The organism is Saccharomonospora azurea NA-128, assembly GCF_000231055.2.
Taxonomy (GTDB): domain Bacteria; phylum Actinomycetota; class Actinomycetes; order Mycobacteriales; family Pseudonocardiaceae; genus Saccharomonospora; species Saccharomonospora azurea.
In genome coordinates, this window is sequence record NZ_CM001466.1 from 3,482,000 (window position 1) to 3,503,132 (window position 21,133).

Here is a 21,133-nt window from a genome sequence, read left to right on the forward strand (position 1 = left end):
CAACATGTCGATCTTCCTGAACAGTGACTCCAAGATCATCGTCCAGGGCCTGACCGGGTCCGAGGGCACCAAGCACGCCACCAAGATGCTGGCGGCGGGCTCGAACATCGTGGGCGGCGTGAACGCCCGCAAGGCGGGTCAGACAGTCACGATCAACGGCAAGGACCTCACGGTCTTCGGCACGGTCGCCGAGGCCATGAAGGAGACCGGCGCCGACGTCAGCGTGATCTTCGTGCCGCCGAAGTTCGCGAAGGACGCGGTCATCGAGGCCGTCGACGCCGAGATCCCCCTCGCCGTGGTGATCACCGAGGGCATCCCGGTGCACGACTCGGCCATGTTCTGGGCGCACGCGTGCGCCAAGGGCAACACGACGCGGATCATCGGCCCGAACTGCCCGGGCATCATCTCGCCGGGACAGTCGAACGCCGGCATCATCCCGGCCGACATCACCGGCCCGGGCCGGATCGGCCTGGTGTCGAAGTCGGGCACGCTGACCTACCAGATGATGTACGAGCTGCGTGACATCGGTTTCTCGACCGCCATCGGCATCGGCGGCGACCCGATCATCGGCACCACGCACATCGACGCGCTGGAGGCGTTCCAGGCCGACCCGGAGACCGACCTCATCGTGATGATCGGTGAGATCGGCGGGGACGCCGAGGAGCGCGCCGCCGAGTACATCAAGGCCAACGTCACCAAGCCCGTCGTCGGCTATGTCGCCGGTTTCACGGCGCCCGAGGGCAAGACGATGGGTCACGCCGGCGCGATCGTCTCCGGTTCGTCCGGTACGGCGCAGGCGAAGAAGGAGGCCTTGGAGGCCGCCGGTGTGAAGGTCGGCAAGACCCCCACCGAGACCGCCGAGCTCGCCCGCGAGCTGTACAAGGCACTCTGACGCGAGACGAGGGGCGGGCGACGGTGGGCCGCCGTCCGCTCACGGAGAACGGGGCCGGGCACCTGATGTGCACGGCCCCGTTCCGCGTCCGGGATGATCTGTGTAAAAAGGGCACCGGAACAGCGAAACCGCGCGCGGGCACACCGCGTCGAAGACGTGGGCGGGAGTCGGCACCGTCGATCGGGGGCAGAGCCGCGGCGCGACGCTGTTGCGGCGGGCGCGGGGCCGACCGCGACCTTTCGAGCTCGAGACGACAGGAGAACACGGATGACCTTCCCGAGCGGCACGCCGGGTGGATTCCCGGGCCAGGGCCCGCAACAGCCGCACCAGCCGTACCCGGGCCCGCCGTCGGCCGGGCGGCCTGCGCTGCCTCTGCCGAAGATTCTGTTGTTGGCGACCGGCGGCCTCGGGGTGGTGAACCTCTTCCTGGCTTTCGCCAACGTCGGCGGCCGCGCCAGCTTCTACGAGGCGGGGTTGGGTTGGGTTCCGGCGCTGCTGTTCATCGCCGGTGCCGTCGCCGCGATCAGCTTCCTGCCCGGTGAGGAGAAGCCGGGTGCGTGGCCCGCGCTGCTGTCGCTCGGCACCATGCTCGCGTTCCTGTTCACCGTGTTCCAGCGCGGCGACCTCGCCGTGGGCGGCATCCTCGTGTTGATCCTGGGGCTCGCGCAGGCCGGCGTCGCGGTCACGGCGTACCTGCTGGAGGCGGGCATCATCAAGCCCAGCACCGGTCAGCCCCAGCCCTACGGCCAGAGCTTCCCGCAGACCGGCGGCTTCGGTCAGCCGGGTCAGCCGGGGCAGTTCGGTGGCGTGCCGCAGAGCCCGCAGGCTCCGCAGCAGCCGGGTCAGCCCGGCTCGTCGTCGGAGGGCTCGGGTGGCTTCGCGGCGCCGACGAAGTTCGCGCAGCCCGTGCAGCCGCAGCAGCAGGCCACCACGTACGCGCCGCAGCACGGCCAGTTCTTCCAGCCGTCGGGTGACGCGGGCCAGCAGTCCGGGCAGTCGGGGCAGCCGAGCCAGTCGAGCCAGCCCGGGCAGCCGGGCCAGTCCGGTCAGCCGGGTCAGGCCGGTCAGACCGGCAGCCAGGGCGGCTCCAGCAGCTGACCGGTGACGTCTCGTCGGAGGGTGAGTCCCGTCCCACCGCGTTCGCGGTGGCGGCGTGGCTCACCCTCCTGACGGCGTCCGGGTGCGAGGGTGCCCACCATGGGCAGACCGACCGTGCGCGAACGGGAGTTGGGGCTCGACCGCATCCGGGTGCTCCTCGGCGTCGCGGCCGGCCCGATCGTCACCGGATACGCCGTGGTCGCGAGCCTGCTCGTCGTGGTGGCGGCGCTCGCGCCGAGAGCCGAGTTCTCCACGACGGGCGTGCTCTTCGCCGCCTGCCCCGCATGGCTGGCCGCCTACCAGGTCCCGCTCGACATCGACGGCGCGCCGTTGGGCGTGCTGCCCCTGCTCCCGACGATCGCGGTCGTGCTCGTCGTGTTCCGCACGGCGGTGTCGGCGTCGCGCCGACTCGATCTCCTCGACGACGGCCTGGGCGGAGTCGTGGGCCGCGCCCTGCCGGTCGTGGGTGTGGTGGCGGGGGCGCACGCGTTGACGGCCGTGGCCTTCGTGGGAATCTCCATCGGCTCGGTGGTGGAGCCGCAGTTCCCCGAGGCGATCGTGATGCCCACGGTGGTGGCCGTCGTGGCCGCGCTGGCGGGCGTGGCCATGGCCTCGTCGGAGGAGTGGGTACACCGCCTCGATCCCGTGGCCGTGCGCGGAGTACGGGCCGGGCTCCTGGCCTTCGGAGCCCTCTTCGGCCTGGGAGCGCTGGCCTACGTCGGGGCGACGGTGGCGGCGTGGCCCACCCTCGGGTCGTTGTTCGACGCCTTCTCGCCCGACCCGGGAAGTGCGGTGGGCATGGTGCTGCTCAGCACCGCGTACGTGCCCAACGCGGCGGTGCTCGCCGCGAGTGTGCTCACCGGCGGTGGATTCGCCATCGGGGCGGTGTCGGTGAGTGCCTTCTCGATGAACCCGGGGCCGGTGCCCGCCGTGCCCGTGCTCGCGGGGCTGCCCGCCGAGTACGGGTCGTGGTGGCCGCTGCTGCTGGTCGTCCCCGCTGTTCTCGGTGCGCTCGTGGGGTGGTCGCTGCGGGACGTCGACGAGAGCGCGGGCGTGCGACTGCGTGCGGTGCTCGTGGCGGGTGTGGTCTGCGCGTTCTGCGCGGTGGTGGTGGCGGCGTTCACAGGCGGTGCTCTCGGTGGCGGTGCCTACGATCCCGTCTCGGTGCGCGCGGAGGTGTTCTCCCTCACGACCTTCGCCTTCGTCGTCGCGCCCGGCGCCGCGGTCGTGTGGCTGACCGGCCCGAAGTCCGTTTCGCACCGCCCCCCTCGACGCCGGCGGCGACCGCGGCGCCCTTAGGGTTGGTGGCACCAGCTCAGTTGCCGTGCGTCCGGCGCACGTCCCGGTGAGGAGAACCCACTGGCTATCCGTTTGCGACTTCCGGCACGGGCGAGGACGGTGGTGCTCGCCTCGGGTTCGGGGACCCTGCTGCAGGCCGTGCTCGACGCGGCGGCCGAGGACTCGTACCCGGCGGAGGTCGTGGCCGTCGGTACCGACCGCGAGGGGGTCCAGGCGCTCGCCCGGGCGGAGCGCATGGGCGTACCGACCTTCACGGTGAAGATGAGCGACCACCCCGACCGAGCGGCCTGGGACAAGGCGCTCACCGAGGCCGTCGCCGCCCACCGACCCGACCTCGTGGTCTCCGCCGGGTTCCTCAAGATCCTCGGCCCGGAGTTCCTGGCGCGCTTCCCCCACCGGGTCATCAACACCCATCCCGCGCTGCTGCCGGCCTTCCCGGGTATCCGGGCGGTGGCCGACGCGTTGCAGCTCGGGGCCAAGGTGACCGGGTCCACCGTGCACTTCGTGGACGCCGGTGTGGACACCGGGCCGATCATCGCGCAGGAAGCCGTGGTCGTGGAGCCCGACGACGACGAAGCGACGTTGCACGAGCGCATCAAGGCCGTGGAGCGCAGGTTGCTCGTGGACGTCATCGCGAAACTTGGCCGTGCGGGGTGCACGGTGGACGGACGGAAGGTGAGGTTCTCGTGAGCGAGCAGACCCCGGTGGCGGGACAGCGGCCCGTACGACGTGCGTTGATCGGCGTGTCCGACAAGCGAGGCCTGCTGGAACTCGCGACGGGGTTGCACGCGGCGGGGGTGGAGATCGTCTCCACGGGCGGCACGGCGAAGGTCATCGCCGACGCCGGTGTGCCGGTGACCCCGGTCGAGGAGGTCACCGGCTTCCCCGAGTCGTTGGACGGCCGGGTGAAGACGCTGCACCCGCGCGTGCACGCGGGGCTGCTGGCCGACACGACGCGCGAGGAGCACCGCGAGCAGCTGCGTTCGCTGGACATCGCTCCGTTCGACCTGCTCGTGGTGAACCTCTACCCGTTCGAGAGCACCGTCGCGTCGGGTGCCGGCCTCGACGAGTGCGTCGAGAACATCGACATCGGCGGCCCGGCGATGGTGCGCGCCGCGGCCAAGAACCACGCGAGTGTCGCGGTGGTCGTGGACCCGTCGCGCTACGACTGGGTGCTGGACCGGGTGCGCGGCGGCGGGTTCGACCTCGACGAGCGGCGGCGGCTCGCCGCGACGGCGTTCGCCCACACGGCGGCCTACGACACGGCCGTGGCGTCGTGGTTCGCGAGCGCGTACGCGCCCGACTCCGAGGCCTCGGAGAGCGGCTTCCCCGACTTCCTCGGCAGTACCTGGCAGCGGCACGCCGTGCTGCGTTACGGCGAGAACCCGCACCAGAGGGCCGCGCTCTACCGTGGTTCCGAGCCGGTCGGGCTCGCCTACGCCGAGCAGTTGCACGGCAAGGAGATGTCGTACAACAACTACGTCGACACCGATGCGGCGCGGCGTGCGGCGTTCGACTTCGCCGACCCCGCCGTGGCGATCATCAAGCACGCCAACCCGTGCGGTATCGCGGTGGGTGTCGACGTCGCGGAGGCACACCGCAAGGCGCATGCATGCGACCCGGTGTCGGCCTTCGGTGGTGTCATCGCCGCCAACCGCCAGGTGACGCTGGAGCTCGCGGAGCAGATCGCCGACGTGTTCACCGAGGTCGTGCTCGCACCCGGCTTCGACGACGACGCGCTGGAAGTGTTGACGCGCAAGAAGAACATCCGCCTGCTGCGGCTGCCGGAGCGGGCGTGGGCCGACACCACGGAGCTGCGGCCGATCTCCGGCGGGGTGCTCGTGCAGGCCGCCGACCGCATCGACGCCGACGGCGACGATCCGGCCAACTGGACGCTCGCCACCGGTGAGGCCGTCGACGAGGCCACCCTGGCCGACCTGGCCTTCGCGTGGCGGGCGATCAGGGCGGTGAAGTCGAACGCCATCCTGCTCGCGCACGAGCAGTCCACGGTGGGCGTCGGCATGGGACAGGTGAACCGCGTCGACGCGGCCCGCCTGGCGGTGAACCGGGCCGGAGACCGCGCCAAGCAGGCGGTGGCGGCCTCCGACGCGTTCTTCCCGTTCCCCGACGGCCTCGAGGTCCTGTTGAACGCCGGAGTGCGTGCGGTGGTCCAGCCCGGCGGTTCCGTGCGGGACGCCGAGGTGATCGCCGCGGCCGAGGCCGTGGGCGCCACCGTGTACTTCACCGGTACCCGCCACTTCACCCACTGATCGTTCGCTGCCGCCGCCGGTGCGTGTCGGGCTCTCCCGGCGCCCCGGCGGCGGTGTCGTTTCCGCACTCGTCACCGCCGCTCCCGCCACGCGCGGGCGCGGGCGGGCGCTCCCAGCTGCGCTGATTGCGCTGCGCTGCTCGACGTCGCTCTGAGCAGCGCGTTCTGCGTCACTCGACTCGGTGTCCCTGCTTGACAGGTGTGGGGGGGCCGACGTTTACTGAAGTTGTCGAACATGCGTTCGATTGCCGTCTTCCCCGCGGCGCGTCCTACGCCTGTCGACCTGCGGTCGACGTGCGCGAAGTCGGTGTGAGGGGAGGTGAAGTCGATGTCCGAAGGGCTGTTCGGGGCCGAGTCGAACGAGGGCTCGGTGACGCGGATCCGGCCGGAGCGAACGGGAGCATCCAGGGGCACCGTCGCGCGGCTGGCGGCGTTGCCCGGGGTGAGCACGGCCAGCGCGGTGGCCGATGCCGCCGAACACGCGAAGGCGGCGGGGCAGGTGCTGCCCGTGGCGCCCGCTCTCGCCGGTCTGCTGCCTCGCGAGGGGCTGCGCAGAGGCAGCACCGTGGCGGTCCGGGGCTCGACGTCGCTTCTGCTCGCCCTCCTCGCCGAGGCGACGGCGCGGGGCTCCTGGGCGGCGGTGGTGGGCGTGCCCGGGTTGGGCCTGGTGGCCGCTGAGGAACTCGGGGTGGAGCTGGCCCGGCTGGCGCTGGTTCCCCACCCCGGCGCGGAGTTCCCGGCGGTCACCGCCGCCCTGCTCGACGGGCTCGATCTCGTCGCGGCACGCCCGCCCGCCGGTCCGGGGAGTGAGACGCTCGCGCGGCGGTTGTCGGCGCGGGCTCGGCAACGCGGTTCGGTGCTGCTCTCCCTCGGGGCGTGGCCGGGTGCGGAGGTCGAGCTGCGGTGCCGGACGGTCCGGTGGACCGGGACAGAGGACGGCCACGGTCACCTCCGGGAGCGTGAGGTCGTGGTGGAAGCCAGGGGCCGGGCGGCGCTGGCCCGGCCGGTGCGGGCCACGGTCCTGCTGCCGGGCCCGAAGGGCGTCGTCGGGGTGCCGGACACCGCTCTTCCCACCACGTCGCGTTCGGCCGCTCCGGTGGCCCCGGTGCGGGAGGTCGCGGGATGAGTATCCGGTCCGCCCCCGCGCGTCGGGTGGTGGTGTGGTGCCCGGACTGGCCGGTCGTGGCGGCCTGTGCCTCGTCACAGGGGGCCGTGCCCGGTCCGGCCGCCGTGTTCGCGGCGAACCGCGTCGTGTCGTGTTCTCCGGCCGCGCGGACGGCCGGAATCACGCGGGGGATGCGTCGCAGGGAGGCGCAGGCGCGATGCCCCGAGCTCGCGGTGTTCGCCGCGGACGAGGACAGGGACGCGCGGCTGTTCGAGTCGGTCGCCGGTGCCGTGGAGGAGCTCGTCGTCGGTGTCGAGGTCGTGCGCCCCGGGCTCGTGGCCGTCCCGGTCGGCGGAGCAACGGCGTACTTCGGTGGTGAACTGCCGCTGGCCGAGCAGCTGATCGACCACGTCGCCGTCCGCGCGGGTGTGGAGTGCCAGATCGGGATCGCGGACGGGTTGTTCGCCGCGACGCTGGCGGCACGGCGTGGGGCCGTCGTGGAACCCGGCGGCACTCCCGAGTTCCTGGCGCCGTTGAGCATCACCGAGCTCGACCAGCCGGATGCGAACCGGGCGGAGTTGGTGGGCCTGTTGCACAGGCTCGGGCTGCGCACGCTGGGGGCGTTCGCGGAGTTGGCCGAGCGGGAGGTGACCGACCGGTTCGGCCGCGCCGGGCTGGTGGCCCACAGGTTGGCGCGAGGCCAGGACGAGCGACCTCCGTTCCGGCGGACCCCGCCTCCCGAGTTGGAGCTCGTCGAGTCGTTCGAGCCCGCGCTGGATCGGGTGGACACGGCGGCCTTCACCGCGCGAACGCTCGCGGCGCGGTTTCACGCCGGGCTCGCCTCCCGCGGGCTGGCCTGTACACGGCTGGGCATCTACGCCACCACGGAGAACGGCGAGGAGCTGGGCCGGGTCTGGCGCTGTGCCGAGCCGCTCACGGCCGACGGGGTGGCCGACCGCGTGCGCTGGCAGTTCGAGGGCTGGCTCAGAGCAGGCCGGGGAACCCGCCCCACGGCCGGGGTGAACCTGCTGCGTCTGGTGCCCGAGGAGGTCGTGGAGGGTGAGTCGCTGCAGCTCGGGCTGTGGCCCGGAGGCGGCGCCGCCGAACACACGCCGGAGTCCGACCGCGCGGGCAGAGCGCTGGTGCACGTGCAGGGGCTGCTCGGTCCCGAGGGAGTCTGTACGGCCGTGCTGGAGGGAGGCCGCGGTCCGGGGGAGCGGGTGCGGTTGGTGCCGTGGGGCGAACGACGTGTCCCCGCCGCCGGGCACGACGCACCGTGGCCCGGCCGGATTCCGGCTCCGTCCCCGACCGTCGTGCACGATCCGGCCCCGCCCGCCGTCGTGACGGCCGTCGACGGTGCGGAGGTGGGGGTCACCGCACGCAACGAGGCGACGGCGGCTCCGTCGTGGGTCACCGTGGCCGACGGCCGGCCGCGCAGGGTCGTCGGCTGGGCCGGGCCCTGGGTGGTGCAGGCGCGCTGGTGGGCTCCCGACGGCGTGGGCACGCACGCCCGCCTGCAGGTCGTGCTCGCGGACGGGCCGGACGAGGCCGGGGACGCCGGGGACGTCGGGGACGCCGGGGACGTCGTGGACGCGCTCCTGCTGCGGTGGAGTGCCGAGCCCGGTCGAAGTCCGGTGTGGACTGTCGAGGGGACGTACGACTAGGGAACGCGCCGGGACGGTGAGACACCGCACGGGATCGACGATGTGAGGACAGGACATGGGCTGGAACAACCCGCCGGTGCCGTGGAGAGAGCTCGAACGCGCGCTGTCGGGGCGGATCGAACCCTCCGACCACCTCGGTGACGGCAACGACAGTCCCGCCTGGACTCGGCGGCGGCAGGAGTACGTGCGCCCCGTCGAGCTGACGACGCTGCGCGGCTCCGACGACACCGGGGCGGCCACGCGGGTGCCGTACGCGGAGCTGCACTGCCACTCGAACTTCAGTTTCCTCGACGGCGCGAGCCATCCCGAGGAGCTCGTGGAGGAGGCGGCGCGGCTGGGGCTCGATGCCGTCGCCCTCACCGACCACGACGGCATGTACGGCGTGGCACGGTTCGCCGAGGCCGCGCGTGAGGTGGGCATGCGCACGGTGTTCGGTACCGAGCTCAGCCTGGGGTTGTCCGCGCCGCAGAACGGAGTCGCCGACCCCGAGGGGGAGCATCTGCTGCTGTTGGCGAAGGGGCAGGACGGGTACGCGAGCCTGTGCCGGGCGGTGACGGCAGGCCAGCTCGCCGGTCACGACCTCGACGGTGAGGGCGGTGACGCCGGTGGTTCCCGGAGGTCGAAGGACCGAGCGGAGAAGGGACGGCCGGTGTACGACCTCGACGCCGTGGCCGACGAGGTCGCGGGCCGGTGCGTGGTGCTCACCGGGTGCCGGAAGGGGGCGGTGCGCAGGGCGCTCGTCGACGGTGGCCCCGACGCGGCCGCGGCACGGCTGCGGGCGCTCGTCGACCGGTTCGGCCGCGACGACGTGTACGTGGAGCTGATCGACCACGGGCAACCGCTGGACAGCACCCACAACGACGTTCTGGCGGGGCTCGCCGCCGAGCTCGGACTGCCGACCGTGGCCACCAACGTGGTGCACTACGCCACGCCGCAGCGCGGATACCTCGCCCAGACGCTGGCCGCGATCCGCGCTCGACGCGGGCTCGACGAGCTGGAGGGCTGGCTGCCGTCCGGTCCCACGGCCCACCTGCGCTCGGGCGCGGAGATGGCGCGGCGGTTCGCCCGCTATCCGGGGGCGGTGCAGCGGGCGGCCCTGCTCGGGACGGAATGCGCCTTCGAACTCCACCTCGTCGCACCGGACCTGCCGCCGTTCGACGTCCCCGAGGGGCACGACGAGGCGAGTTTCCTGCGGACGTGCACGTTCGAGGGCGCCGCGGAGCGGTACGGGCCGCGCGAACGCAACCCCGAGGCCTACCGGCAGCTGGAGCACGAGCTGGACGTGATCGAACGACTCGGGTTCCCCGGCTACTTCCTGATCGTGTGGGACATCGTCCAGTTCTGCCGCCGCCACGACATCCTGTGCCAGGGCCGGGGGTCGGCGGCGAACTCCGCGGTCTGTTACGCGCTGGGCATCACCAAGGTCGACCCGGTGCGGTGGAAACTGCTGTTCGAACGGTTCCTCGCCCCCGACCGGGACGGCTACCCGGACATCGACCTGGACATCGAGTCCGACCAGCGCGAGAAGGTCATCCAGTACGTCTACGCCAAGCACGGCAGGCTGCGCACCGCGCAGGTGGCCAACGTGATCACGTACCGGGCCCGTTCGGCGGTGCGGGACGCGGCGCGCGCGCTCGGCCACTCACCGGGCCAGCAGGACGCCTGGAGCAAGCAGATCGACCGCTGGGGCCCGCTGCGGCACGTGCACAGCCCCACCGAGCACGACGTCCCCGAGAACGTGCTCGAACTCGCGGCGGCGCTGGAGGACTTCCCCCGCCACCTCGGCATCCACTCCGGGGGCATGGTGATCTGCGACCGTCCGGTGAGCGAGGTGTGCCCGGTGGAGTGGGCCAGGATGCCGGGCCGCAGCGTGCTGCAGTGGGAGAAGGACGACTGCGCGTCGGTCGGGTTGGTGAAGTTCGACCTGCTCGGGCTGGGAATGCTGTCCGCGCTGCACTACATGGTGGACCTCGTCGCCGAGCACAAGGGCGAGCACGTCGATCTCGCCGATCTGGACCTGGAGGACGGCGAGGTCTACGCCATGTTGCGCAAGGCCGACGCCATCGGCGTGTTCCAGGTGGAGAGCCGCGCGCAGCTCGCGACCCTGCCCCGGTTGGCGCCGAAGACGTTCTACGACCTCGCCGTCGAGGTGGCGTTGATCCGTCCGGGCCCGATCCAGGGCGGTTCGGTGCATCCGTACATCCGCCGCTACACCGGTAAGGAGTCCTGGGAGCACGACCATCCGCTGTTGAAGAACGCGCTCGACAAGACGCTCGGGGTGCCGTTGTTCCAGGAGCAGCTGATGCAGATCGCGATCGACGTCGCCGACTTCACGGCGGCGGAGGCCGACGAACTGCGGCACGCGATGGGGTCGAAGCGGTCGGGCCGGAAGATGGAACGGCTGCGGCAGCGCTTTTACGAGGGCGCGGCCCGCAACGGCGTGGATCACGAACTGGCCGAACGCATCTTCCGGAAGATGAAGGCCTTCGCGAGCTACGGCTTCCCCGAGAGCCATGCGTTGAGCTTCGCCTACCTGGTGTTCGCGAGCGCCTACTTCAAGCGCTACCACCCCGACGCGTTCCTGGCCGGACTGCTGCGAGCACAGCCGATGGGGTTCTACTCACCGCAGTCGCTGGTGGCCGACGCCCGCCGACACGGTGTGACGGTGCGCGGTCCGGACGTGAACGCGAGCCTGGCCCACGCCACGTTGGAGCCGGTCGAGGACGGGACGGGGCACGCCGTGCGGCTCGGGCTGGCCGTGGTGCGTTCCCTCGGTGACGGTCCGGCGGAGGAGTTGGTGGCCGAGCGGCAACGGCACGGGCCGTTTCGCGACATGACCGACGTGGCGCGGCGGGTCCGGTTGACCACCCCGCAGGTGGAGGCACTGGCCACGGCGGGTGCGTTCGAATCTCTCGGGCCGGACCGGCGCGCGGCGCTGTGGGCGGCCGGCGCGGTGGCGCAGGAGCGGCCGGAGAAACTCCCCGGCAATCCCGGTGCGTCGGCTCCCGTGCTGCCGGGGATGGACGCTCTCGAGGTCGCCGTCGCCGACGTGTGGGCCACCGGACTGTCTCCGGACAGCTTCCCGACGGAGTTCGTCCGGGACCGGCTCGACGCGCTCGGGGCGGTGCCCGCCGAGCGGTTGCAGCAGGTCGACAGCGGCACGAGGGTCCTGGTGGGCGGTGCGGTGACCCACCGCCAGCGTCCGGGGACGGCGGGCGGCATCACGTTCCTCAACCTGGAGGACGAGACCGGCATGGTCAACGTCGTCTGCACGGCCGGACTGTGGCAGCGCTACCACCGGGTCGCACGAGCCAGCCCGGCCCTGTTGGTGCGCGGTGTCGTCGAACGTGCCGACGGGGTCGTGAGCCTGCGGGCCGACCGGCTCCAACGGCTGTCCCTGGGAGTGCCGACGACGTCCCGGAACTTCCGGTGACGCCGTCGGCGTCCAGGTCAGTCCACCGGTGGGTCGCTGGGCTCCAGCTCGATCAGGTCGCCGTCGGCGAGCAGGTCCTCCACCGACGCGGGCAGCAGGTACGCCGCACCACCGCCGGGCTGGTTGAACCACGGGATGGCGACGCCCGCGAGCACGCGGATGGGCCGCTGCACGCGGTACACGTGGTAGGGCCGGTTGACCCACTCCGGCACCAGCGAACGCTCCTCGAACGGTGTGCCCGCGGCATAGGTCAGGTTGCCGTTCGGGCCGCCGAAGCGGTCGAGCTCGCTGCCCACGGGCAGTTCCCGCATCTCCTTGCCGCGGAAGAGCGTGAGGGGCGGCTCACCGGGCAGGGGCTGGATCGGCCACTGCTGGCCGCCCTTGGAGCCCTGGCCGCCGGGCGTGCTCGACGAGGAGCTCGTCTCGCGTGGGGCGGGAGGCGTGCTCTGCGCCGGTGGAGCCGGTGGCACCGGCTGTGCCGGCTGCGGGCGACGCGGCTCGTCTCGCGGCGGGGTGGGCACACGCTGCTCGCCGTACGGCTCCGGCGGAGCCGGAGGCCGCGCGCCGGTGGCCACGTCGGGCGGGAGGGTCGCGGTGATCCGCTGCGGTGCCTGACGCTCCGGCGGCGGCGGAGCGGCCTGCGGGGACAGCGTGCCGCTGTCCGGCCGCGGTTGCGGGTGCGGCGCCTCCTGCGCGACGCCCTCGGGCGCGAGCAAAAGCTTGCCCAGCATGAACGCCGCCGCGTCCTCGACGTCGCCGAACACGGCCGGGCTCGTCAACTGCTTGTCGTCATACCAGCCGACGCGCCAGCCCTCGGCGGCCTCCTCCAGCGCCCAACCCCGTTCGGCCGGTTCACCGATGCGATAGGAGGTGCCCGGAACGCCCAGTTCGTTCAGCCGGTCCTGGAGGTCTTCGAGCGCGGGCTCGTCGTAGACCAGCGGGCCCGCGGAGTACTCCGTGGGCGGTCCCTCGTCGTAGTCGGGGGCGGGGGAGGGCTGCTCGTCGGTGTGCTGCTGTGCGATCGGCTCGGGCGCACGCCGCTCACGTTCGGGCTCGGGGGCACCAGCCCTGGGCTGTGCGGGTGCTGCCGGCGGGGCGGGGGTGGCCTGGGCCGCCGGTGTGATCGTGGTGGGCGGTCCGTCGTCGAGCAGCGGTGCGGGCGTGAACGTCGTCGCGGCGTCGGCCGGGTGTTCCGCCGGGTGCTCGGGGTGCTCGCGTTCGTCGTACGCGTCGTCGTAGGGCTGCTCGTAGGCCTCGCGTCCGTGGTAGGCGCCGTCCTCGTAGGCCTGGTCGTCGGGGTGGCCCTCGTCGTACCGCTCGCGGCGACCCTGCTCGTAGTCCTCGTCGTAGTCCTGCTCGTAGCGCCGGTCGTACGGCTGCTCGGCGTAGGTGTCCTCGTCGTACCGCTCGTCCTCGTAACGGGCGTCCTCCGGCGCCGCCGCGTCCTCGGCGAACTGCGGTGGGGCGGCGATACGCGTGCGCTCGGCGTCGGCCTCCTGGAAGTGCCGCTCGTCGGGTTCGTCGGACTCGCGACGGTCACCGTCGAACTCCTGCTGCGGCGCGCGGACGGGCGCCGCGAGCTGGGTCTGCTCGGCGTCGGTCTCGGGAGGTCCGGCGTCGTACGACTGCTGCGGTTCGGGGCGCTGCTCCGCCTGCGCGGCCGGGCCGGGACCGGCCTGCTCCCCGGGCTCGTCCGGTTCGGGTGCGGGCGGCATGGGCCGCTGCTGCGGAGGCGGGGCCCCGCGCGAGACGTGCGCGGCCGCCGCCTGGCGCACCGCGTCGGGCACGTCGGGGATGCCGAACCCGTTCGAGCGGATGTGCTGCACGAGCTCCGGCTCGGGCGGGATGCCGTATTCGCGCAGGTAGTAGTTGACGGCGGCGGGCCAGATCCACGTGCCGTCGCTGTGGAAGGCGATCGGCACGGTGCTCTCGGGGTTCGCCGCGAGCCGGTCGAGGTCGTATCCCCGGCCGGGCACCACCACGGGCGCGCTGTCGAGGTAGTCGAGCACCCGGTCCTGCTCTTCGACGTCCAGCTCCGGACGGTTCACCGCGGGCCTGCCACCCGCACCCGGGCCGTCGAAGATCCGGGCCATCCGGAACCGCGGGCCCGGGCGTTCGGGGCCGAGGCCCGCCATCCGGCGCATGAGCCAGTCGGGCACGTTCTCCTCGGAACGGGGGAACATGCGCAGCTCGTCGGCGTAGGCCTGGGGCGGCGGCGCCAGATCCCAGGCGGGCTCTTCCCGGTCGTACTCGAGGTTGTAGCTCGACGGGTGGTCGAGCTGGTAGCGGGCGTTGAACCAGGTTCCGCGCCCCTCGCGGTACATGCCGGAGCGCAGACGGCCGAACAGGCTGGCGATGTCGTGGGTCGCAACCCACTCCTGGGTGGTTCCGTCGGCGAGTGTGACTTCCCCGGTGAGTTCGTGGTACCTCCCCACGGCGCGGTACTCGACGGTCACCTGGTGCCAGTCGCGCGGGGCGGCCCGCAACAAGGAAAGGCCGATCTGCTTGACCAGGGTGTCCTGCTCGGTTGCGTTCAGCTGGGTCGGTAGAGCCACGCCAACATCTTGGCTAATGAACGCCGCGGATGCACGACACATGTGCACATCATCGCGGTCCTTCGGGCAATCTACGGTCCTTCCGTCGGTTCGCCGAGTGCGGAGCGCCACATTTCATCGGAATGAAGCAACCTCGGAATGAGACAGCAACCAACAATGGGGCGCAATGGCTACAGAACGTGCCCGTTCGACGTCGGGCGAGGCCCCGGACGTCTCATTCCGATCGGGTGGCAGGCGCCGGGAGTTCCTGGGGCTGATGATCGCCGTCGTCGCGGGCGTCGGCATGGCGGCGCAGAGCCGGATCAACGGCGAGCTCGGCCGTCGACTCGATGACGCAGTCCTCGCCGCGGTGATCTCCTTCGGCAGCGGACTCGTGCTGCTCGTCGCCGCCGCCCTGGTCTCGGCGCGGATGCGTGCGGGTTTGGGCCGGGCGCGGGCCGCGCTGCGCACCCGTGCCCTGCGGCCGTGGCATTTCCTCGGCGGCCTCGCGGGCGCCACGTACGTGCTCGGCCAGTCCGTGACGGTGGTGCTGATCGGTGTCGCCATGTTCACGGTCGGCGTCGTGGCGGGTCAGACCGTGAGCAGTCTCGCGGTGGACCGGTTCGGGCTGGGGCCCGCGGGGGCGCGCGCGATCACCTGGCCTCGGGTGCTGGGGGCGGCGCTGATGGTGGTGGCGGTGGGCATCGGCGTGGGCGGTGCGTTCCTCGACGCCGAGGCCGACCGCGTGTGGGTGCTGGTGCTGCCCATGGTCGCGGGGGTGGGCATGGCGGTGCAGCAGGCCTTCAACGGTCGGGTGGGGGAGGTTGCCGGCAGTCCGTTCACCGCGACGCTGGTGAACTTCACGGCCGGGACCGCGGCGCTCGTGGTGCTGTGGGGCGTGTCGCTGGCGACGTCTGCGCGCTCGCTGCCGGAGGAGCTGCCGGCCGAGCCGGTGCTGTACCTGGGCGGGGTGGTGGGCGTGGTGTTCATCGCGGTGGCGTCGGTGCTGGTGGCGTGGACCGGCGTGCTGCTGTTCGGCCTCGCCTCGGTGACGGGACAGCTTCTGGGGTCGGTGGTGCTCGACCTCGTGGTTCCGGCGACGGAGGGTGCCATCAGCCCGGCGACCCTGATCGGTTGTGGGGTGGCGCTCGTCGCCGTGGTGGTCGCGACCGTGGGCGGTCGACGCGGCGGCGGGGGCTCTTTGGAAGAATCGGCGCCGTGACGGCGACGATTCTCGACGGCAGGGCGACCAAGGACGCGATCTTCGAGGAGCTGGCACCGCGGGTGTCCGCCCTCACCGAGCAGGGACGCACGCCCGGTCTGGCGACCGTGCTCGTCGGGGACGACCCCGGCTCCCACGCGTACGTGAAGATGAAGCACGCCGACTGCGCGAAGGTCGGGATCAACTCGATCCGCCGGGATCTGCCCGCCGACATCACGCAGAGCGACCTGCACGCCGTCATCGACGACCTGAACGCCGACCCCGCGTGCAGCGGCTACATCGTGCAGCTGCCGTTGCCGAAGCACCTGGACGAGGGCGCCGCGCTCGACCGCATCGACCCGGCCAAGGACGCCGACGGGCTCGCGCCGCTCAGCCTGGGCAGGCTCGTGCTGAACGAGCCGGGCTTCCTGCCGTGCACGCCGCTGGGGATCATCGAGTTGCTGCGCCGCCACGACGTGCCGTTGCGGGGCGCGCAGGTGACCGTCGTCGGCCGCGGCATCACCGTGGGCCGGACGCTGGGCCTGCTGCTGACCCGCCGCGACGTGAACGCCACCGTGACGTTGTGCCACACGGGGACGCGGGACCTCGCGGCCGAGGTGCGGCGGGCGGACGTCGTCGTGGCGGCGGCCGGATCGCCGGGCCTCATCACACCCGACCTGATCAAGCCTGGAGCCGCCGTGCTCGACGTGGGTGTGTCCCGGGTCGACGGCAAGCTCACCGGCGACGTGGCGCCTGGTGTCGAGGAGGTCGCGGGCTTCGTCGCCCCGAACCCCGGCGGTGTGGGTCCGATGACGCGAGCGATGTTGGTGTCGAACGTCGTCGAGGCCGCCGAGCGCGCCGCCCGGTCGTGAGTATCGCCGTGGAGACCCGCAAACCCCGCAAGGCGAGCGCGGTGCTGGAGTACGTGCCGTTCGCCGTCGTCCTCGCGCTCGTCGCGTTCGGCCTGCTGCGCATCGCGATGTACCACTGGCGCGAGGGCGCGGTGCTGATCGGTGGAGCGTTGCTCGTGGCCGCGGTGCTGCGGGCGGCCCTCGCGCACCGCAACCTGGCGTTGCTGACCATCCGCACGCGCACCGTCGACGTGCTGAGTTACGCGGGCCTGGGGCTGGTGATCCTCTTCGTCGCGCTGACGATCACCGGCGGCCCGCTGCGTTGAGTGGGCCCGGGACGGCGCCGGTGTCGAGGAGGGCCGAGCTCGGCCGGTTCGCCACGGTGGGGGCGTTGACGTTCGTCGTGGACAACGCCGTCTGGTACCTGCTGAAACTCACGGTGCTGGTGGAGCACCCGACGACGGCCAAGGGCGTCGGGATTCTCGTGGCGACGATCGTGTCGTACGTCCTGAACCGCGAGTGGTCGTTCCGGGAACGCGGCGGTCGGCAGCGTCCCCACGAGGCGGCGTTGTTCTTCGCCGTCAGCGCGGCGGCGCTCGTCGTCAACGTGACTCCGCTGTACCTGTCGCGTTACGTCGTCGGCCTGCAACGCCCCCATGTCGATCTGCTGACGCAGGAGGTGGCCGACTTCGTCAGCGGTTCGGTGCTGGGGGTGGCGTTGGCGATGGTGTGGCGGTTCTGGGCGTTCCGCCGCTGGGTCTTCCCGAGTGCCGTGCCGGCGGGCTCGCCGGCCCCGGATACGCCACAAGGGGCGTCTCGGCCATGACGGGGGAATGGCCGAAACGCCCCTTGGCGGGCGGTTCACGACGTGAGCGGGGGTCTCACGCCGGGACGGGTTCGGGTCGGTCCTGCGCGGGGAGCGCGGGCTCGGCGTCGACCGCGTCGACCGCGTCGACCGTGCTGTCGTCCTCGCCGGTCTCGGCGCCGATCTCGACCACGGGCGCGGGATCGGGGGTCCGCTTGCGGTCGTAGATGCTGGACGCGATCGTCAGCGTGAGGCCGACGACGGCGAGCACGGCACCCACCACGTTCGGGGAGACGAGGCCGAAGCCACCGGCGATGGCGAGGCCTCCGAGGTAGGCGCCGATCGAGTTGGCGATGTTGAACGCCGACTGCACGGCGGCGGACACCATCGACTGCGCGCCACCGGCCTTCTCCATGATCCGGGCCTGCATCATCGGGCCGACCATGAACGAGGTCATGCCGACGAGGAACAGCGTGACGGCGGCGCCGATCTTGCTGTCCGCCGTGACGGTGAACGCGAGGAGCACGACGGCCAGGGCGGTCATCGCGCCGTACAGGCCGGGCAGGGGGAAGCGGTCGGCGAGCCGGCCACCGAGCACGTTGCCCACGGTCATGCCGAGACCCGCCAGCGACAGCAGGAGCGTGACGCTGGTGGGGTCGTAGCCCGACACGTCCGTGAGCACGGGGGAGACGTAGCTCAGGCTGGCGAACCCGCCGCCGAGGCCGAACGTGACGATCGCGAGCGCGAACCACACCTGGGGCTTGCGGAACGCGCCGAGTTCGCCGCGCAGGGAGGTGTTGGTCGTCTGGTGCTGGTGGGGGACCAGCTTGGCGATCGCGGCGAGTGCCACGACACCGATCAGTGCGACGACGCCGAACGTGGCCCGCCAGCCGAACTGCTGGCCGAGGAAGGTGCCGCCCGGCACGCCGATGACGTTGGCCAACGTCAGGCCGAGGAACATCATCGACACGGCCTTGGCCCTGCGCTTGGGGCCGGCGAGGGTGGCCGCGACGACGGCTCCCGCTCCGAAGAACGCGCCGTGGGGGAGGCCGGCGAGGAATCGGAACAGCATGCCCGTCGTGGGGTTGGGGGAGAAGGCGAACAGGGCGTTGCTGAGGGTGAACACACCCATCATCGCCAGCAGCATCGTCTTGCGCGACAGCCGCACCGCGACGGCGGTGAGCAGCGGTGCGCCGACCACGACGCCCAGGGCGTACGCGGTGATGAAGTTGCCGGCGGCGGGGATGGAGATGCCGAGGTCGCCCGCGATCTCGGGCAGCACACCCATCATGACGAATTCGGTGGTACCGATGCCGAAGGCACCGATCGCGAGCGCGAGCAGCGCGATGGGCACGAGGCTCCCTTCGGGGGTAGTAGAAGACTGGGTCGGTACGGGGGGAATCGGGGAATGCGCGGCGTACTGGATCGATCAAGAGCCACGCGAAAAGAAAAGATCCGGCGGGGTCAGGCTCGCTGGGCTCGCCTTGGAAGGCCCCTGACTTCGTCGTCGCCGGATCTGTCCGACGTCCAGTTTCAACCAGATAACGGTCGCGTGTCATCCCGAATGAGAGTGACCCTGGTCACGGCGAGGTTTAGGTTCGGCGTTCGCGGTTTTCTGCAGGCAGTGTGCAGAAGGGGTGGGCGGGACGACGCCGGGACAGGGCAGAGCAAACCCCCCGGTCGCGGACGATCCGGGGGGCTTTCGGATGTGCTCTCGGGTGGAGTGACTCCTCACTCGGCGTGGGCCACGACTTCACAGTCGGGGCCGGGGAACATCAGCCCCTCATGGCCGTCGGAGAACCGCACCAGGTAGGGCGGCTCACCGTGTTCCCCACGCACTTCGAGGATCTCGCCCTCCTGCTCGGCCGCGCCCACTGTCCGGCCGTGGACGAGGATCTTGTCTCCCACGGATGCCTGCATCGCGTACCACCTCCGCACCTTCGAGGGTAGGAGCGCGGGCGGTGAGGGGCGAGTCGGCGAGCGGGGAGGTGGCCGTCGCGTCCGGCGCCCGCGCTCCGGCGGCTAGCCTCGACGGTGAATCCCTGTAGAAACCTGAAATTACCGCTGGGTAACCACGGTGCTCGGCCATGTGGTGCACGTCTACCAGTACGCTTGTACCGCTAGAAGTCGACGAACCGCGAAGACCCGCGAGAGGAGCGTCCCCGCTCATGGCCAAGATCAAGGTCGAGGGCACCGTCGTCGAACTCGACGGCGATGAGATGACCCGCATCATCTGGAAGTTCATCAAGGACAAGCTCATCCACCCGTACCTCGACGTCAACCTCGAGTACTACGACCTCGGCATCGAGGAGCGGGACCGCACGGACGACCAGATCACGGTCGACGCGGCGAACGCGATCAAGAAGCACGGGGTGGGCGTCAAGTGCGCCACCATCACCCCCGACGAGGCCCGCGTCGAGGAGTTCGGCCTCAAGAAGATGTGGCGGAGCCCCAACGGCACGATCCGCAACATCCTCGGCGGTGTCGTGTTCCGCGAGCCGATCATCATCTCGAACGTACCCCGGCTCGTACCCGGCTGGACGAAGCCGATCATCATCGGCCGTCACGCGCACGGTGACCAGTACAAGGCCAGCGACTTCAAGGTCCCCGGCCCCGGCACGGTCACCATCACCTACACGCCCGAGGACGGCTCCGAGCCCATGGAGCTGGAGGTCGCGAACTTCCCCGAGGGCGGCGGTGTCGCCATGGGCATGTACAACTACCGGAAGTCGATCGAGGACTTCGCGCGCGCGTCGCTGCAGTACGGCCTCGACCGCGGCATGCCGGTGTACATGTCGACGAAGAACACCATCCTCAAGGCCTACGACGGCATGTTCAAGGACGTCTTCGCCGAAATCTTCGCCAACGAGTTCAAGGCCGACTTCGACGCCAAGGGCCTGACCTACGAGCACCGGCTCATCGACGACATGGTGGCGGCCTCCCTCAAGTGGGAGGGCGGCTACGTGTGGGCCTGCAAGAACTACGACGGTGACGTGCAGTCCGACACCGTGGCGCAGGGCTTCGGCTCGCTGGGCCTCATGACCTCGGTGCTGCGCACGCCGGACGGCCGCACGGTGGAGGCGGAGGCCGCGCACGGCACGGTGACCCGCCACTACCGCCAGCACCAGCAGGGCAAGCCCACCTCCACCAACCCGATCGCGTCGATCTTCGCGTGGACGCGCGGGCTGGAGCACCGCGGCAAGCTCGACAACAACTCCGAGCTGGTCGGCTTCGCCAACACGCTGGAGAAGGTCGTCATCGAGACCGTCGAGAGCGGCAAGATGACCAAGGACCTCGCGCTGCTGGTCGGCGGCGACACGCCGTACCAGACCACCGAGGAGTTCCTCGCGACGCTGGACCGCAACCTGGCCGACAAGGTCGCCCAGGGCTGACGCGACCAGAGCGCATGAGTCACGTCGGGGCCCCGATCGGTCGTCGCCGGTCGGGGCCTCGGCGTATCCACGTCGGATCGACGACATCGACGTCGAGGTCGTGCCGGGGGTGACGGGATGCGTTACGACACCACGGTGGAGCCGCCGCGGTGGCAGAGCCGGTTGATGTTCGCCGTGTTCGTCCTGAGTCTGGGCGTCGTGGTCGCGGTGTGGCTGCCGGCGGACGGGCCGTTCTGGGTGAAGGTCCTCACCACGGCAGTGTGCCTGCTGACGTGGCCGCTGGTGTCGATGCGCGGACGGATCACCGTGGACGAGGACACCCTCACGTTGGCCGTGGTGCCGTTGTTTCGCAAGCGGCTCCCGCTGGCGGAGATCACCTCGGTGACGCTCACGCGGGCCGATCCGATGAACGACTTCGGTGGTTACGGCTACCGTCCGCTCGGCGGTGGCGAGGTGGGGTTCGTCTTCGTCGCCGGTCCGGCGGCGAAGGTGGTGCTCGGCGACGGGCGGACGTTCGTCGTCGCGGCTCCGGACGCCGACCGGCTCGTGGAGGCGTTGAGCGAGCGATCGGCGGGGGACGCGTAAGTCCG

Annotated in this window: 17 protein-coding genes; 14 read left to right on the plus strand and 3 right to left on the minus strand. The window is 71.5% G+C overall.

Features of this window, described 5'->3' with window-relative positions; translation table 11 throughout:
• Positions 1-4: 4 nt before the first annotated feature.
• The 8 genes from sucD to SACAZDRAFT_RS16060 all read left to right on the plus strand — a co-directional run bounded on the left by sucD (position 5) and on the right by SACAZDRAFT_RS16060 (position 11,760).
• Complete coding sequence (gene sucD / locus SACAZDRAFT_RS16025) at positions 5-892, plus strand: succinate--CoA ligase subunit alpha (RefSeq protein WP_005443418.1); 888 nt, start codon at positions 5-7, stop codon at positions 890-892.
• A gap of 267 nt (positions 893-1,159) precedes the next feature.
• On the plus strand, positions 1,160-1,990 hold the full coding sequence (locus tag SACAZDRAFT_RS16030; protein ID WP_005443423.1) for a DUF5336 domain-containing protein: 831 nt from the start codon (positions 1,160-1,162) through the stop codon (positions 1,988-1,990).
• 99 nt (positions 1,991-2,089) lie between these two features.
• Positions 2,090-3,289 carry a cell division protein PerM gene (locus SACAZDRAFT_RS16035; RefSeq protein WP_005443424.1) on the plus strand — a complete coding sequence of 400 codons (1,200 nt, stop codon included), beginning with the start codon at positions 2,090-2,092 and terminating at the stop codon, positions 3,287-3,289.
• Positions 3,290-3,361: 72 nt separating this feature from the next.
• On the plus strand, positions 3,362-3,979 hold the full coding sequence (gene purN, locus SACAZDRAFT_RS16040; protein ID WP_005443425.1) for a phosphoribosylglycinamide formyltransferase: 618 nt from the start codon (positions 3,362-3,364) through the stop codon (positions 3,977-3,979).
• A complete protein-coding gene (gene purH, locus SACAZDRAFT_RS16045; protein WP_005443426.1) occupies positions 3,976-5,559 on the plus strand; it encodes a bifunctional phosphoribosylaminoimidazolecarboxamide formyltransferase/IMP cyclohydrolase in 1,584 nt (527 codons plus the stop codon). Before purN ends, purH begins: the two co-directional genes overlap by 4 nt.
• 327 nt (positions 5,560-5,886) lie before the next feature.
• Positions 5,887-6,684, plus strand: a complete 798-nt coding sequence (locus tag SACAZDRAFT_RS16050) for a hypothetical protein (protein WP_005443427.1) — start codon at positions 5,887-5,889, stop codon at positions 6,682-6,684.
• Entirely contained in the window at positions 6,681-8,327 is a 1,647-nt protein-coding gene (locus SACAZDRAFT_RS16055) for a DNA polymerase Y family protein (protein ID WP_005443428.1), read from the plus strand. Before SACAZDRAFT_RS16050 ends, SACAZDRAFT_RS16055 begins: the two co-directional genes overlap by 4 nt.
• Before the next feature lie 55 nt (positions 8,328-8,382).
• On the plus strand, positions 8,383-11,760 hold the full coding sequence (locus tag SACAZDRAFT_RS16060) for an error-prone DNA polymerase (RefSeq protein ID WP_005443430.1): 3,378 nt from the start codon (positions 8,383-8,385) through the stop codon (positions 11,758-11,760).
• A 17-nt stretch (positions 11,761-11,777) separates the two neighbouring features.
• Here SACAZDRAFT_RS16060 and SACAZDRAFT_RS16065 read toward each other — a convergent pair whose 3' ends face one another.
• Positions 11,778-14,357, minus strand: coding sequence for a TNT domain-containing protein (locus SACAZDRAFT_RS16065; protein WP_050983475.1), 2,580 nt, complete (start codon positions 14,355-14,357; stop codon positions 11,778-11,780).
• A gap of 214 nt (positions 14,358-14,571) precedes the next feature.
• Here SACAZDRAFT_RS16065 and SACAZDRAFT_RS16070 point away from each other — a divergent pair, with 214 nt between their 5' ends.
• Genes SACAZDRAFT_RS16070 through SACAZDRAFT_RS16085 form a run of 4 tightly spaced genes read left to right on the plus strand, consistent with a single transcriptional unit; the run spans position 14,572 to position 17,172 of the window.
• The gene (locus tag SACAZDRAFT_RS16070) at positions 14,572-15,516 is read left to right on the plus strand and encodes a DMT family transporter (RefSeq protein ID WP_005443432.1); all 945 of its coding nucleotides are present in this window, start codon (positions 14,572-14,574) and stop codon (positions 15,514-15,516) included.
• Positions 15,513-16,367 carry a bifunctional methylenetetrahydrofolate dehydrogenase/methenyltetrahydrofolate cyclohydrolase gene (locus SACAZDRAFT_RS16075; protein WP_005443433.1) on the plus strand — a complete coding sequence of 285 codons (855 nt, stop codon included), beginning with the start codon at positions 15,513-15,515 and terminating at the stop codon, positions 16,365-16,367. Before SACAZDRAFT_RS16070 ends, SACAZDRAFT_RS16075 begins: the two co-directional genes overlap by 4 nt.
• The gene (locus SACAZDRAFT_RS16080; RefSeq protein WP_005443434.1) at positions 16,364-16,672 is read left to right on the plus strand and encodes a DUF3017 domain-containing protein; all 309 of its coding nucleotides are present in this window, start codon (positions 16,364-16,366) and stop codon (positions 16,670-16,672) included. The genes SACAZDRAFT_RS16075 and SACAZDRAFT_RS16080 overlap by 4 nt, the downstream gene beginning before the upstream one ends.
• 20 nt (positions 16,673-16,692) lie before the next feature.
• Positions 16,693-17,172, plus strand: a complete 480-nt coding sequence (locus SACAZDRAFT_RS16085; protein WP_005443435.1) for a GtrA family protein — start codon at positions 16,693-16,695, stop codon at positions 17,170-17,172.
• A 55-nt stretch (positions 17,173-17,227) separates the two neighbouring features.
• On the opposite strand, the gene SACAZDRAFT_RS16090 is transcribed toward SACAZDRAFT_RS16085, so the two are convergent.
• Both SACAZDRAFT_RS16090 and SACAZDRAFT_RS16095 read right to left on the minus strand, forming a co-directional pair.
• Complete coding sequence (locus SACAZDRAFT_RS16090) at positions 17,228-18,505, minus strand: MFS transporter (RefSeq protein ID WP_005443437.1); 1,278 nt, start codon at positions 18,503-18,505, stop codon at positions 17,228-17,230.
• A gap of 377 nt (positions 18,506-18,882) precedes the next feature.
• On the minus strand, positions 18,883-19,071 hold the full coding sequence (locus SACAZDRAFT_RS16095) for a DUF1918 domain-containing protein (RefSeq protein ID WP_005443439.1): 189 nt from the start codon (positions 19,069-19,071) through the stop codon (positions 18,883-18,885).
• Between the two features lie 248 nt (positions 19,072-19,319).
• Here SACAZDRAFT_RS16095 and SACAZDRAFT_RS16100 point away from each other — a divergent pair, with 248 nt between their 5' ends.
• Positions 19,320-20,543, plus strand: a complete 1,224-nt coding sequence (locus tag SACAZDRAFT_RS16100; protein WP_005443442.1) for an NADP-dependent isocitrate dehydrogenase — start codon at positions 19,320-19,322, stop codon at positions 20,541-20,543.
• A 117-nt stretch (positions 20,544-20,660) separates the two neighbouring features.
• Positions 20,661-21,128, plus strand: coding sequence for a hypothetical protein (locus SACAZDRAFT_RS16105; protein WP_005443444.1), 468 nt, complete (start codon positions 20,661-20,663; stop codon positions 21,126-21,128).
• Positions 21,129-21,133 lie beyond the last annotated feature (5 nt).